General features: G+C 71.1%; 13 protein-coding genes. 9 read left to right on the top strand and 4 right to left on the bottom strand.

Annotated features, from left to right (window positions below; translation table 11 throughout):
- Positions 1-17 precede the first annotated feature (17 nt).
- Positions 18-284, bottom strand: coding sequence for a protealysin inhibitor emfourin (locus ACIP5W_RS10000; RefSeq protein WP_363088175.1), 267 nt, complete (start codon positions 282-284; stop codon positions 18-20).
- A gap of 21 nt (positions 285-305) precedes the next feature.
- Positions 306-1,376: a M4 family metallopeptidase gene (locus ACIP5W_RS09995; protein ID WP_401469501.1), complete on the bottom strand. Its 1,071-nt coding sequence runs from the start codon at positions 1,374-1,376 to the stop codon at positions 306-308.
- Between the two features lie 319 nt (positions 1,377-1,695).
- On the opposite strand from ACIP5W_RS09995, the gene leuA reads away from it, so the two are divergent.
- The 3 genes from leuA to ACIP5W_RS09980 all read left to right on the top strand — a co-directional run bounded on the left by leuA (position 1,696) and on the right by ACIP5W_RS09980 (position 4,955).
- A complete protein-coding gene (gene leuA / locus ACIP5W_RS09990) occupies positions 1,696-3,417 on the top strand; it encodes a 2-isopropylmalate synthase (protein ID WP_401469498.1) in 1,722 nt (573 codons plus the stop codon).
- Positions 3,418-3,603: 186 nt separating this feature from the next.
- On the top strand, positions 3,604-4,299 hold the full coding sequence (locus tag ACIP5W_RS09985; RefSeq protein ID WP_401469495.1) for a TerB family tellurite resistance protein: 696 nt from the start codon (positions 3,604-3,606) through the stop codon (positions 4,297-4,299).
- A 185-nt stretch (positions 4,300-4,484) separates the two neighbouring features.
- The gene (locus ACIP5W_RS09980; protein WP_401469492.1) at positions 4,485-4,955 is read left to right on the top strand and encodes a protein phosphatase; all 471 of its coding nucleotides are present in this window, start codon (positions 4,485-4,487) and stop codon (positions 4,953-4,955) included.
- Here ACIP5W_RS09980 and ACIP5W_RS09975 read toward each other — a convergent pair.
- Positions 4,936-5,406: a GNAT family N-acetyltransferase gene (locus tag ACIP5W_RS09975; RefSeq protein WP_401469489.1), complete on the bottom strand. Its 471-nt coding sequence runs from the start codon at positions 5,404-5,406 to the stop codon at positions 4,936-4,938. The two genes, ACIP5W_RS09980 and ACIP5W_RS09975, sit on opposite strands and share 20 nt — an antisense overlap.
- A 254-nt stretch (positions 5,407-5,660) precedes the next feature.
- On the opposite strand from ACIP5W_RS09975, the gene ACIP5W_RS09970 reads away from it, so the two are divergent.
- The 6 genes from ACIP5W_RS09970 to ACIP5W_RS09945 all read left to right on the top strand — a co-directional run bounded on the left by ACIP5W_RS09970 (position 5,661) and on the right by ACIP5W_RS09945 (position 12,353).
- Entirely contained in the window at positions 5,661-6,458 is a 798-nt protein-coding gene (locus tag ACIP5W_RS09970) for an SCO2525 family SAM-dependent methyltransferase (protein WP_401469486.1), read from the top strand.
- A gap of 70 nt (positions 6,459-6,528) precedes the next feature.
- Entirely contained in the window at positions 6,529-8,391 is a 1,863-nt protein-coding gene (locus ACIP5W_RS09965; RefSeq protein WP_401469483.1) for an SCO2524 family protein, read from the top strand.
- Between the two features lie 2 nt (positions 8,392-8,393).
- A complete protein-coding gene (locus ACIP5W_RS09960) occupies positions 8,394-9,314 on the top strand; it encodes an SCO2523 family variant P-loop protein (protein WP_382784915.1) in 921 nt (306 codons plus the stop codon).
- Entirely contained in the window at positions 9,311-10,297 is a 987-nt protein-coding gene (locus tag ACIP5W_RS09955) for an SCO2522 family protein (RefSeq protein WP_401469480.1), read from the top strand. The genes ACIP5W_RS09960 and ACIP5W_RS09955 overlap by 4 nt, the downstream gene beginning before the upstream one ends.
- 1 nt (position 10,298) lies before the next feature.
- Positions 10,299-11,270: an SCO2521 family protein gene (locus ACIP5W_RS09950; protein ID WP_401469477.1), complete on the top strand. Its 972-nt coding sequence runs from the start codon at positions 10,299-10,301 to the stop codon at positions 11,268-11,270.
- Between the two features lie 99 nt (positions 11,271-11,369).
- Positions 11,370-12,353: a DUF6879 family protein gene (locus ACIP5W_RS09945; protein WP_401469474.1), complete on the top strand. Its 984-nt coding sequence runs from the start codon at positions 11,370-11,372 to the stop codon at positions 12,351-12,353.
- A gap of 32 nt (positions 12,354-12,385) precedes the next feature.
- Here the strand turns inward: ACIP5W_RS09945 and bla are convergent, their stop codons facing one another.
- A complete protein-coding gene (bla, locus tag ACIP5W_RS09940; RefSeq protein WP_401469763.1) occupies positions 12,386-13,276 on the bottom strand; it encodes a class A beta-lactamase in 891 nt (296 codons plus the stop codon).
- Positions 13,277-13,483 lie beyond the last annotated feature (207 nt).

The following is a 13,483-nucleotide window of genomic DNA, read 5'->3' as shown; positions in this document are numbered from 1 at the left end:
CGTGCGTGAAAGGGGTGTCACGCACCTTCTTTCAGTACGCGCGAGATCAGCTCGCGCTGCTCCGGGGTGAGCCGGGGGTCGGCCGCGTACACCGTCACGCCGTCCACCGTGATCTCGTAGCCGAACCCGTCGGGGACCCCGGCCGGGCGGGACCGGTGGCCGTCCGCCAGTGCCTGCCCTGCCAGGGCCTCCCAGGCGCGGGCATCGGGCCGCCCCGAGGTGTCCACCCCGGCGGCGCGCTCGATGCCCGCGAAGCCGCCCGTGCGTCGTACGTGAATGCGCATGGGAGCGTGTCTAGTACGGATCTACGGGATCCGCACCCCCACCCGCTCCCAGGCCTTCTCCACGGCCTGGAACTCCTCGCCGCCGTCGCCGAAGCGCTCGCGCGCGGCCTTCACGGTGAGCTTCGCGAAGTCGGTGAAGAACGCCCGCTCCGTCAGCTCGCCGCCGGTCAGCACGTCGTACCAGATCTGGCCGGCCTTCTCCCAGGCGAAGCCGCCGAGGGTGGTGGCGGCCAGGTAGAACGCGTGGTTGGGGATGCCCGAGTTGATGTGGACGCCGCCGTTGTCCCGGCCGGTGCGGACGTAGTCGTCCATGGTCGCGGGCTGCGGGTCCTTGCCGAGCACGTCGTCGTCGTACGCGGTGCCGGGCGCCTTCATGGAGCGCAGGGCCTGACCGCTCACGCCCGGGGCGAGCAGCTCGGCGCCGATCAGCCAGTCGGCCTCGGCGGCGGTCTGGCCCAGCGCGTACTGCTTGACGAGCACGCCGAAGACGTCGGACATCGACTCGTTGAGGGCGCCCGGCTGGCCGTAGTAGGTGAGGTTCGCCGTGTACTGGGTGACGCCGTGGGTGAGTTCGTGGCCGATCACGTCGAGGGAGCTGGTGAAGTCGACGAAGATCTCGCCGTCGCCGTCGCCGAACACCATCTGCTCGCCGTTCCAGAAGGCGTTGTTGTAGTCCTCGTCGTAGTGGACGGTGGCGTCCAGGGGCAGGCCGTCGCCGTCGATCGAGTGGCGGCCGTAGACCGTGAGGAAGTGCTCGAAGGTGGCGCCGAGACCGGCGTAGGCGCGGTTCACCGTGGCGTCCCGGCCCGGTTCCTCGCCCTCGCCGCGGACCTTGGTGCCGGGCAGCGCGGTGCCGTGCCCGGCGTCGTATACCGTGCGCAGCGGCTGGTCGGAGGGCGCCTTGGCGGCCGGGGCGGCCGCGAGGCGGAACTCGCTGGTCACGCGGCGCCGCGAGCGCAGTTCGCTGTCGCGCAGCAGGGTGCGCCGCGCGGGTCCGGACCGTGCGGGGTCGTCGCTGCGCGCCAGGCGGTCGAGGACGTGGGGCGGTACGACGGTGCAGAAGACGGGCTCGAAGCCCCCGTGAGTCGTCATGTCCGGCACCTTCGCACCGTGTGACCGGGCTGTCACCACCTGCAACCATGATTGGTGAAATACGGTGACAAACGACCTCGATCCACTCCCGCGAGTGGTATACGGCACTTTTTGTCGGATTGGTCCGCCCGGTCCCGCATACTGGAACGGCCCCGCGCGTCCCGTGGGGCTCGGCTAAAGTGCGGAGCACTATGCGTTTCGGGCTGCTTCTCCTTAGCTGCCGCGGCGAGGGCCTGTAGTCGAGGCCGACTCCCTCCCCGCGGAGCTTCGCGTTGCGTCGTCGGCCGTCCTTCCGGACATCCTGAGGAGCCCCGCAGAGATGGCGAACCGCCAGCAGCCCAGCACCATGCCGATCCACAAGTACGGGCAGTACGAGCAGGTCGACATCCCCGACCGCACCTGGCCCGACAAGCGGATCACCGTCGCCCCCCGCTGGCTCTCCACGGACCTGCGCGACGGCAACCAGGCCCTGATCGACCCGATGTCGCCCGAGCGCAAGCGCCGGATGTTCGACCAGCTGGTCAAGATGGGCTACAAGGAGATCGAGGTCGGCTTCCCCGCCTCCGGCCAGACCGACTTCGACTTCGTGCGCTCGATCATCGAGGAAGAGGGCGCGATCCCGGACGACGTCACGATCTCCGTACTGACCCAGGCCCGCGAGGACCTGATCGAGCGGACCGTGGAGTCCCTGAAGGGCGCCCGGCGCGCCACCGTCCACCTGTACAACGCGACCGCGCCGGTCTTCCGCCGCGTCGTGTTCCGCGGCTCCAGGGACGACATCAAGCAGATCGCCGTCGACGGCACCCGCCTGGTGATGGAGTACGCGGAGAAACTGCTGGGCCCCGAGACCGAGTTCGGATACCAGTACAGCCCCGAGATCTTCACCGACACCGAGCTGGACTTCGCGCTGGAGGTCTGCGAGGCGGTGATGGACGTCTACCAGCCCGGCCCCGGCCGCGAGATCATCCTCAACCTGCCCGCCACCGTGGAGCGTTCGACCCCCTCCACGCACGCCGACCGCTTCGAGTGGATGAGCCGCAACCTCTCCCGCCGCGAGCACGTCTGCATCTCGGTCCACCCGCACAACGACCGCGGCACCGCCGTCGCCGCCGCCGAGCTGGCGCTGATGGCCGGCGCCGACCGCGTCGAGGGCTGCCTGTTCGGCCAGGGCGAGCGCACCGGCAACGTCGACCTGGTCACCCTGGGCATGAACCTGTTCTCGCAGGGCGTCGACCCGCAGATCGACTTCTCCGACATCGACGAGATCCGCCGTACGTGGGAGTACTGCAACCAGATGGAGGTCCACCCGCGCCACCCGTACGTGGGCGACCTGGTCTACACGTCCTTCTCCGGCTCCCACCAGGACGCCATCAAGAAGGGCTTCGACGCCATGGAGGCCGACGCGGCCGCCAGGGGCGTCACCGTGGACGACATCGAGTGGGCGGTCCCCTACCTGCCGATCGACCCGAAGGACGTCGGCCGCTCCTACGAGGCCGTCATCCGCGTCAACTCGCAGTCCGGCAAGGGCGGCATCGCCTACGTCCTGAAGAACGACCACAAGCTGGACCTGCCGCGCCGGATGCAGATCGAGTTCTCGAAGATCATCCAGGCCAAGACGGACGCCGAGGGCGGCGAGGTCACCGGCGGCGACATCTGGGCCACCTTCCAGGACGAGTACCTGCCCAACCCCGAGAACCCGTGGGGCCGCATCCAGGTGCGCAACGGCCAGTCGACCACCGACACCGACGGCGTGGACACCCTCACCGTGGACGCGGTCGTCGACGGCGCGGAGACCGTCCTGTCCGGCTCGGGCAACGGTCCGATCTCGGCCTTCTTCGACGCCCTGGAATCCATCGGCATCGACGTACGCCTGCTGGACTACCAGGAGCACACGATGAGCGAGGGCGCCTCCGCGCAGGCCGCCTCGTACATCGAGTGCGCGATCGGCGACAAGGTCCTGTGGGGCATCGGCATCGACGCCAACACCACGCGTGCCTCGCTGAAGGCGGTCGTCTCCGCCGTCAACCGCGCCACGCGCTGATCATTCGGACGGGGAGTTTCACAGCCCCGGCCGCCGGAAACGGCGGCCGGGGCTCCGTCGTATATCGGCCATCCGTCCGTGGAGGTCACGGAAAGGTCTCGTCCCGGGTGCTGACTCCGCCTCGACGATGTGGCTAACATCACGAAAGCGCGTGGCGATGTTGCCACGCGGTTACGGAGGTGCGACGTGCTGCCAGAACGGGGACGAGACGGCCGTGCCACCGGGTTTGCCCGCGTGCTGGGCCATCGCACCGCCTGGACCCCCGTCGGGGACGGCGAGTTCTTCTGCCCCGGCTGCGGCGGCGACCGCAACTACCAGCGGCTCACCGGCCGGCGCCGCTTCACCCTGCTGGGCGTACCCGTGCTGCCGCGCGGCGAGACCGGCCCCGTCGTGGAATGCGCCGCCTGCCGCCGCCACTTCGGCACCGAGGCCCTCGACCACCCCACCACCACCCGCTTCTCCGCGATGCTCCGCGACGCTGTCCACACCGTCGCCCTCGCGGTCCTCTCGGCGAGCGGCCCCTGCGCCCGTACGTCCCTGGAGACGGCGGCGGTCGCGGTGCGCGCGGCCGGCTTCCCGGACTGCACCCGCGAGCAGCTCGCCGCCCTCGTCGACGCCCTCGCCGCCGACACCGGCCGCGTCCACGGCGAACCCTGCACGCCCGGTCTGGCCATAGAGCTGCACGAGGCCCTCGACCCGCTCGCCCCGCACCTCGCCCCCGTCGGCCGTGAGTCCATCCTGCTCCAGGGCGCCCGCATCGCCCTCGCCGACGGCCCCTACACCCCCGCCGAACGCGAGGTCCTCGCCACCGTCGGCACGGCCCTCGCCCTCCGCGCGGACGACGTCACCCGGCTGCTGGCCGCGGCCCGGACGCCGTCCTGACGCTCCCGCGGGAACGGCGCGGCCCCGCCGTCGGCCCGCCCGGTTCGAAGGGCGGGCCCGGACGCGCCGTGCCGGGTGATCCGGCACCACTGGGCACCGGGGCGTACGGGGCGGCGCCGGTGCCGCGGGGCGAACGGCAACCGAACCGGTTGCCCGGCCGGCGGGGACCGGGGTCGAATGGGGCCATGGAGACGAGACAGGAGCCCTGGCCAGCGGAGCTGCCCGGGGTGCTCCGGCTGCCGTCCGGCCGGCTGGTGCGCGGCCGCGGACTGCGCCGCCCCCTCGACCCGACGGTGCCGGTCCCGACGTACGGCCTCTATCTGCTCGGCGGCGCGCCGCCGGCGGTGCCGTGGGAGGCGCGCTGGATCCGCTGGCCCGACTTCCGGCTGCCCGCAGACCGCGCCGACGCCCGTACGGCGCTCGCCGAGGCGTGGCGGCGGGCGGCCGACGGGAGGCTGGAGGTCGCCTGCGGCGGCGGGCGCGGCCGTACGGGGACGGCACTGGCCTGTCTGGCGGTGCTGGACGGCGTACCGGCCGCCGGGGCGGTGGAGTTCGTGCGCCGGCACTACGACCGGCACGCCGTGGAGACGCCCTGGCAGCGTCGCTACGTGCGGCGGTTCGCCGGGCTCACGGCGCTCAGAGGGCGAGCGTCATGAGGAGGCGGTCCTCGCCGGGGCCGAAGTAGTCCGGCCGGGGTCCGCCGGGGTCCGGGGCGAAGCCCAGGGACCGGTACAGCGCGATCGCCGTGTCGTTGCGCGGCTCCACCGAGAGCGTGACGCGGTGCACACCCCGGGTGCGGAGATGGCCGAGGATCCGCGTCATCAACTGCCTCCCGAGCCCCTGGCGTTGCAGCGGCGGGGAGATGCCGAGGCTGAGGATCCAGCTCCGCGCCGCGTCCGGCGGCGTCGACAGCACGTATCCGCCCAGCTCCTCGCCCATGTCCACGACGAACACGAAGTCCGGGAACGAGGCCAGCAGCTGGCGCAGCACGAAGTAGGGGTACGGGGCGGTCGGGAAGGCCTCCTCGTCGAGCCGGACGACACGGGGGAGATCCTCCTCCGTGGCCGCTCTGATCCGCAGGCGCCTTTCCTGGGACGCCCGGCTCACCGTCGAACCGGCGACCGGCAGAGAGCGATCTCGGGGCTCTTCGGGACCGCCGGGATCTCCGGGACCGCCGGGATCTCCGGGATCTTGGGGAAGTCGGGGAACTCGGGGAAGAGGAGTCATGCAGTCCCCTTGTGAAGGATCGACAAAATGAATGGCGCACGTGCTCGCTCTTGTCCGATATGCATACCCGACCGTCCATCATTGCCTGATGCATGCACTCCTTCAAGAGCGCGTCGTCCTGCTAGGCTGGACCAATGACCTCGGGACCGCCCACCGCCACCGAAAAACTGAATGCCGATGTGCCCTGGGACGCCTTCGATCCCGACGAGTACATCAAGCGCAATTACCTGGAGATCCAGCCCGTGGACAGGGCGATCCTCACCCGGGTCCGAGATCACTTCACCGGTCACTTCCAGAAGCACGGCGGTCGCGGCGGCGCCGGTATCGACGTGGGCGCGGGGCCCAATCTCTACCCGGCCCTGGCGATGCTCCCCTGGTGCGGCCGGATCACGCTCCTCGAGCGGTCCGAGCGGAACCTCGAATACCTCCGCGGCCAACTCTCCGGCTACGACGCCAACTGGGACCAGTTCTGGGAGGTCCTCACGAGCGGCGCGCACGGCGAGGGCGCGGCCTACGCGGGCCTCGGCGCCGACCCCAGGGCGCGCTTCGCCGAAGCCGTCCGCGCCCCCAGGCCCGGCAGTCTCTTCGACCTCTGCGGCGAAAAGCCCGCCTGGGACATCGGCACCATGTTCTTCGTCGCGGAATCCATCACCACCTCGCTCGAAGAATTCCGGCGGGGTGTGGGCTGTTTCATGAAGTCCCTGAAACCCGGCGCGCCTTTCGCCGCCGCTTTCATGGAACATTCCGAGGGGTATCGCGTGGGCGTGCAGGAGTTTCCCGCCCGCGATATCGACGAGATGGAAGTGCGCACCGTTCTCGCCCCGTTCGCCGAAGCGGACATGAATATCTTCTGCCTGGACAACCCGAAACAACTGGTGCGCCACGGATACACCGGAATGATTCTGGCCTGCGGCCGGCGAAGGAAAAAGTGACGTCCCGCGGTTCCACGACGGGGTGGATATGTGGATCGTGCGGTGACGGGCCTGTGCGAGGGGAATGGGCATGCAGATCAAGCCGAGGCAGAACCTGCTCGAGGTGTGGCAGGCCGTCGCCCGCCACTCCTTCGACGACGGTGAGTGGGAGTGGGGGGAGTCGGGCGGCCTGAGCAGCGTCGCCGACGCCGAGCGGCTGCTCTGCCTGCTGTACCCGGCCACCGAGATCACCGCCTTCCGCCTCGACGACCCCGACACCACCCAGCGTGACGTGGAGCGGTCGCTGAGGACCGCGGGCGACTCCAGCGAGATCCCCGGGAACCTGGTCAAGGTCCTCGCCGACTTCATGGACAAGCACCGCGGCGAGGAGAGCCCCACCTTCTCCGGCGGCCACTACTTCGCCGCCGAGGACCCGCAGCAGGAACTCACCAAGGAGCAGCGGGCCCTGGGGGTGGTCGACAGCTACTCCATGTCCGTCACCCTCTGTCTCGCCACCCTCGGCTTCCTCAAGGTCTACCGGGGCAAGACCCAGCGGGCGAGCACCCTGAAGCAGATCGACCGGCTCTGGGACGCCACCAGCGCCCGGCTCACCGCCGCCATGGTGAGCCTGCTGCGCTCCTTCACCGTCAACGTCGTCGACGTCGCCTCCGACCAGGGGCAGTCCCTCACCCGCCTCCTCGGCCAGGGCCGGCTCTCCGAACGGCAGGTCCTCCAGCGCTTCCAGGAGCGCTTCAAGGCCCTGCGCGCCGTCATCAGCGAGAGCGTCACCCTCGGTCTCGACACCGACGTCACCGACTCGCTGCGCAACGAGAACCGTTTCTTCGAGTGCGGCTGGGCATGGAGCCTGGTGAAGGGCGCGCCCGACGTCGAGGTGGAACCGGCGACCGCCGAGGCGATCGGCAAACAGCCCGCCGGTGTCGCCCACCCCACGCCCTACCTGTACTTCACCGTCGTCGCCCTCGACGGCATCCCCGACCTGTTCTCCGAGCGCACCCTCGTCCTCGGTCTGCTCACCGCCGAACAGCAGAAGCTCGCCGACGCGCTGCGACTGCGCTGGGAGATCACCCAGCAGTACTGGTCCGCCGTCGCCCGCTTCGGCGACGGCACCTGGCCGCTGGAGCAGATCCCCTGGCGCACCACGCTCCAGCAACTGGAGTCGGAGTACTTCTCCCTCTCCGTCGCCTCCATCCTCGTCCACGACCTGGTACGCCGCCGCGCCACCGACGACGACCTCACCCGCACCGTCGCCGTCATGGAACGCCTCGCCGAACGCGGCCGGATCACCAGCGGCATGACCCGCGACGACCCCGCGGTCGGCCTGCACAACCCCGGTGTCACCCTGCCCCTGCTGGGCAGCGCGGCCGTCGGCCCGCCCATGAAGTGGACGATGACCGACTTCTCCGCCCAGCTGCTCAAACGGACCGTCCAACTCTGCTCGCTGTCGCGGAACATCGCCTCCCAGGACCGCCTGCTGCGGCTCGCCGAGGACATCCTCGACCACCTCTGGCAGCGCCGCATCAGCGAGGGACGGGGCGTCGGCCTCTGGGACAACGTGCACGCCGTCTACCCCGAATCCCCCGAACGCCAGGGCCCGGTCTCCTGGAGCATGACCGAGCGGGTCACCGAGTGCATGGTCGCCGCGCACGGCCTCTACGACCAGCCGCCCATCCGCAGCGCCGAACTCTCCCTGCTGGCAAGGGCGTTGATCAGTGAGTCGGCGCATCTCCTCGGCAAGGAGCAGATGGAACAGCCCGCGCCCGCCCCCAAGAGCCCCCAGGGCGAGGAGATCAAGGGCATCGAGGCCGACCTGCGCCGGGCCCGCCTGCTCGTCGACGAACAGCCCGGCACCGCCTACGCGCTGGCCCTCGGCGTCCTCGGCCGGCTGGACACCCTCTCCCGGGCCCGCGGCGGCTCCGGCCACCAGGGGGTGTGAGCGTGCTCGTGTTCGCCGCCTCCGACAAGGGGGGCACCGGCCGGTCCGTGACCAGCGCCAACCTCGCCTACCACCGCGCGCTGGACGGGGACGACGTCTGCTACCTGGACTTCGACTTCGGCTCGCCCACCGCGGCCGCCGTGTTCGACCTGCCCGACGTCCTCTCCGAGGCCGAGGACCGCGGCCTGCACTCCTACCTCAAGGGCAGGACCGCCGAACCCCTGCGCGTCGACGTCTGGTCGCGCACCGAGCACCCCGTGCTGCGCAGCCGGCCCGGCGGCTCGGGACGGCTCGTCCTGCTGCCCGGCGACCGCACCGGCGGCGAATTCGTCACCGACGAGGAGAACCTGCACCGCTGCGTCGATCTCGTCCTGCGGCTGAAACGCGAATTCGACGTCATCATCGTGGACTTGAGCGCCGGACGCAGTTATGCGATGGACCTCGCCCTCGCCGCCACCTCGCCCCGCGGCGGACTCGGCCGCCTGAAAACGCGCTGGCTCGTCTATCACCGCTGGACCCGCCAGCACGTCATGGCCGCCGCCGAACTCGTGTACGGAAAACAGGGCATTGTGAAGGCCGGCGTCGCCATGGGCCACGACACCGACGCGCTTTCCGCCTCGATCCGCTTCGTTCGCGCCGCCGTACCCGATCTCGACTCGCCGATGTGGTCGCAGGCCTCGCCCGCGCAGTACGCGTGGATGCGGCAGTGCGACACCCGACTGGAGGAAACCGCGGCCGGCCTCGGTATCGGCAGGACCCGCGTCCTGTCGTCCATTCCGCTGGAACCCGTCCTCCAGTGGCAGGAGCGGCTCATCACCGACGAGGACGTGCACGACCGGCGCATCGCCAACGTGGAGACCTGGCAGAAGATGGGCGAGCTCGCCCAGCGCCTGACCGAGGACAAGCACTGGGGGCAACTGTGACCGGACCGGGAACCGTCTTCCGGGAGACCAGCGCACAGCCGCGCACCGAATCCGTGCCGTTCTCCCACCTCTCCCTCGAACTCGGCCACCTGTACATGGAGGACTTCGCCGAGGGCCCCGCCCGGCTGCGCCGCCACTTCGCCGCCGTACGGCCCTGGGTGGACGCCGCCCGCGCCTGCGTCGGCCCCCTGCCGGCCGGCGCGCGGCCGCGGATCAGCACCTGCTTCCTCATCGACGACTACTTCAGCCGGCTGTCCACCCCCGCCGAACTCGTACCGCCCCTGCTGGCGGCGGCCGCAGAGGCCGGCCTGAGCATCGACTACCTGGCCCGCGAGTCCGGCTGCGCCGTCGCCGAACCCGGCCACCGCGACCGCGCCGGACTCGCCGAGTCCGTCCTGCACCGGCTGGTGGAGTCCCCGCCGCCCGGCAGCAACGGCTTCCGCCCGCCCGTCAGCCGCTCCGGCTGGCTCACCAACGGCCGGCGCACCCCCTCGCACCGCACCTCCGCCGCCCTGGACGCCACCGGCACCGTCTGGGAGCCGCCCAGCGAGACAGGAGCCCGCGGCCACTCCGTCTTCGTCGACGTCGAACTGTGGAGCGGACCCGAGGACGAACGACTCTGGTCCTGCGCCTTCCTCGCCTCCGTCTGGCAACTCGTCCGGCTCGGCCTGCTGCGCCACGACGGCCGGGCCGTGCTGACCCCCACGCCCTGGGACGACAAGGAGTTCCCCGCCGACTGGGACGCCCTGCCGCCGGTGGTACGCCTCAACCCCCTGGCCGCGCCCTTCACCGCGTACGCCACCTGCAGCATCCTCCCGGCCCGCTTCCTGCCCGTCGAACACGCCGTCCGCGTCGTCCTCGACCAGGTCCACGTCGAGTCCGAGGCGTTACGGCAGGTCGCCGAGCGGTCCGCCGCGGAGGGCCGGCCCGTCCCCGCGGGCGTCGTGGAGCGCACCTCCTACGTCTTCCCGCCGGGGCTGTGACATGAGCGGCCCGCAGGAGCCCACGGAAACGGAGCCGGTCCTCGCCTGCGGGGAGGTCCGCACCTGTCTGCTGCCCACCCGGGACGCGGTCGACGAGCAGGTCGCCGAACGGCTGCTGCGGCTGCGCGCCGACGAACGCGTCCGGCTCTCCCGCCGCCCCAACCGGCACGCCGTCTCCCCGGACGTCCTCACCGGCGTCGACTGCCGGCTGCCCACCGCCGGCGGCGCCAGGATCCGGGCCGTCGGCACGGTGACCGCCCGCGCCGCCCTCGTCGAGGGCCGCGTCCTCCAGGCCACCGCCCACTTCTCCGTCCCCGCCGCCGGCCCCGACCGGCGGCAGCCCTGGGGCTACTACCTGGTCCGCCCCGGCGTCCTCGTACCCGTCGGCAAGTTCTCCGCGCCGGCCGTGGTCAAGGGCTTCCTGACCGGACACCAGCAGGACGAGCTGGACGTCGGGTCGGTCGCCGAGAGCCTCCTCGCCCGGATCTCCCGCCAGCACCGGCTGCTCGACTACGACACCCCGCTCAACACCACCGACACCAGCCTGCGCTGGGCGGCGTTACCGGCCGTCGACGGTGAGGCGGCCGTTGCGCACTTCACCGTCGCCGACGACGGCCGACGCGTCGTCGAACTGCGGCTGCCCCGCGGGACCGCACCCGCGGCGGCGGCCGCGCTCTGCGAGGACCTCGCCCTGCACGACTGGCTGCTCACCACGGTCGCCGACAAGCTCGACGGCCTGCGGCTCGGCTCCGACGACGGCCGGGCCGCGCTGAAGGTGCTGCGTCCGCTCGTCGACCACCTGCTGCACCTGTGGATGCCGCAGGCCCGCGTCGACCGCAGCCTGCACACCCTGTGGCGGGAACTGGAGGAGACACCGGGGTTCAGCAGGCAGTGGACGAGCCTGACCCAGCGCATCCGGGACCAGCTCGCCGTACGTCTCCTCACCCGGAGCGACGCGCTGACCCCGTCCTGACGGCGCCACCGCACGGCACCGCCTCGAAGACCCGACGACTGTCCGAGCAGCATCCGAAGCACGACTCGACGCATGATCCCAACGGGGGGAGAAAGAGAGATGAGCGCACCGACGAACTCGCACGTCCGAAGCGGCCAGCAGCGGCGGTCCGACAACGACAGCGCACGTCAGCTCACGCTGAAACTCCTGGTCACCGTAGTGGTGGGCGGAGTGGTCTATGTACTCACCAACGTCCTGCTGCCGCAGGACGAGGGTCCCTGGCAGCTCGTCCTGTCCGTGCTGTGCGGCGGCACGGTCCTGATCGTGCAGTTCATGGCGTCCTTCGTGAACCAGCTCACCGAGCTGAAGGACGTCGTGGAGAAGCGCTTCGCCGACATAGGCGAGGCCACCAAACTCTTCAACGAGGTGGAGAAACTGCGCGGCGACGGGGTGCCCCGGCTCGCCGAACACGCCACCAAGGTCGTCTCCATGGGGCCCGACATCCTGCACGAGTTCGCACACGAGGAGATCAACCGCCTCGCCGCGCAGATGGAGGACCTCACCAACCTCACCGCCGAGACACCGGGCGAGAACCACGACTGGCTGATGACGCTGACCAAGTGCACCAGAAGCAGTATCGACGCCATCAGCACCAGCGTCGTCGACGACGGCTTCTGGTCCAGCGAACCCGCGAACCGCTATCTCACCGCCCAGCGCGAGGCGATCACCGAGCGGGGCGTCACCGTGCGGCGGCTGTTCATCGTCAAGGAACCCCAGGAGCGCTCCGCGCTGGCCCCCATCTGCGAGGAACAGCGCCAGATCGGCATCCAGGTCCGGGTCGTGGTCCTGGACCAGCTCCCGGCCCATCTGCGGCGCGGCAAGATGATCGACTGGATCGTCTTCGACGGGGCGCTGTCGTACGAGATCCACGCCGACCAGCTCAGCGTGAACTCCTCGACCACGGTGAACGCCCGCGCGGACGAGGTGCAGCCGCTGATCCGGCGCTTCGACCAGCTGTGGGACGCCTCCGCGGAGATCTCCCCGAACGGCACCCCCGACACCGTGCCCGTGCTGACCCCGGGGGCCGACCCGGACGGTGACTGACGTGCCGTCCGGGCCCGCCCCGGGGCGGTGCCTCAGCCGAGCGTCGCCGCCAGCAGCCTCGCCGTCTCGACGATCAGGTCGTGGTCGTAGGCGGCCTCCCGGTCCGCCATGGTGACCTGCACGACCAGCACCACGGGTACGCCGTCGGGCGTCCAGGCGATCCCGGCGTCGTTGTTGGCGCCGTACCAGCCGCCGCCGGTCTTGTCCGCGAGCGTCCAGGTGGGCGGCAGGCCGGCGCGGAAGCGGTTGTCGCTGGTGCGGTTGGCGAGCATCCAGTCCGTCAGCCGCTGCCGGTCGCCGGTCGCCAGCGCGTCGCCCAGCACCAGCCGGGCGTAGGAGCAGCCGATCGCGTACGGGGTCGTGGTGTCCGTCACCCGCCACGGCTCGGCCGAGTTCAGCTCCGGCTCCCACCGGTCGAGCCGGGTCGCCCGGTCCCCGATCGACCGGGCGAAGCGGGTGACGGCGGCCGGACCGCCCAGCTCGCGCAGCAGCAGGTTGGCGGCCGTGTTGTCGCTGCGGCGGATCGCCGCGTCGCACAGCTCGGCCACGGTCATGCCGTCGGCCACGTGGCCCTCGGTGACGGGCGAGTTGTCCACCACGTCGTCGTCGGTGAAGTGGATGCGGCGGGCCAGTACCTCGCCGTCCCGGTCCAGGTCGCGGAGCACGGCGGCCACCGCGAGGACCTTGAACAGGGAACAGACGGGGAAGCGTTCGCCGGCGCGGTGGCGCACGGAACGCCGGGTGCGCACGTTGTACGCGAAGACGCCGAGGCGGGCGCCGTGCGCCTCCTCCAGGGCGCGCAGGCGGGCGGTGACGGGTCCGGCGCCGTCGGCGGCCTGCGCCGGACCGGCGCCCAGCAGGGAGGCCGCGGTGAGGGCGCCCGCGGTGGTGAGCAGAGTACGGCGGTTCGTCGAGCCTGAGATCGTTCTCTCCGTCCGTCGGTGACTGGTCTGGGTGACCCCGGTGGTCTTTGGAGCCCCCTTCACATCAGACGCCTCCTCCCGCCACAAGGTTGCGGGAGCGATGGGCCGCCGGCGGCACACCGCTCCCGCGGCATGGGCGAGAATGGCGGCATGAGTCTGTTCCGCGACGACGGCATCGTGCTGCGCACCCAGAGGCTGGGTGAGGCG

The organism is Streptomyces sp. NPDC088766, assembly GCF_044750845.1.
Taxonomy (GTDB): Bacteria; Actinomycetota; Actinomycetes; order Streptomycetales; family Streptomycetaceae; genus Streptomyces.
Note: the sequence above shows the minus strand (reverse complement) of the source record. Positions and strands in the feature narration are given on the sequence as shown.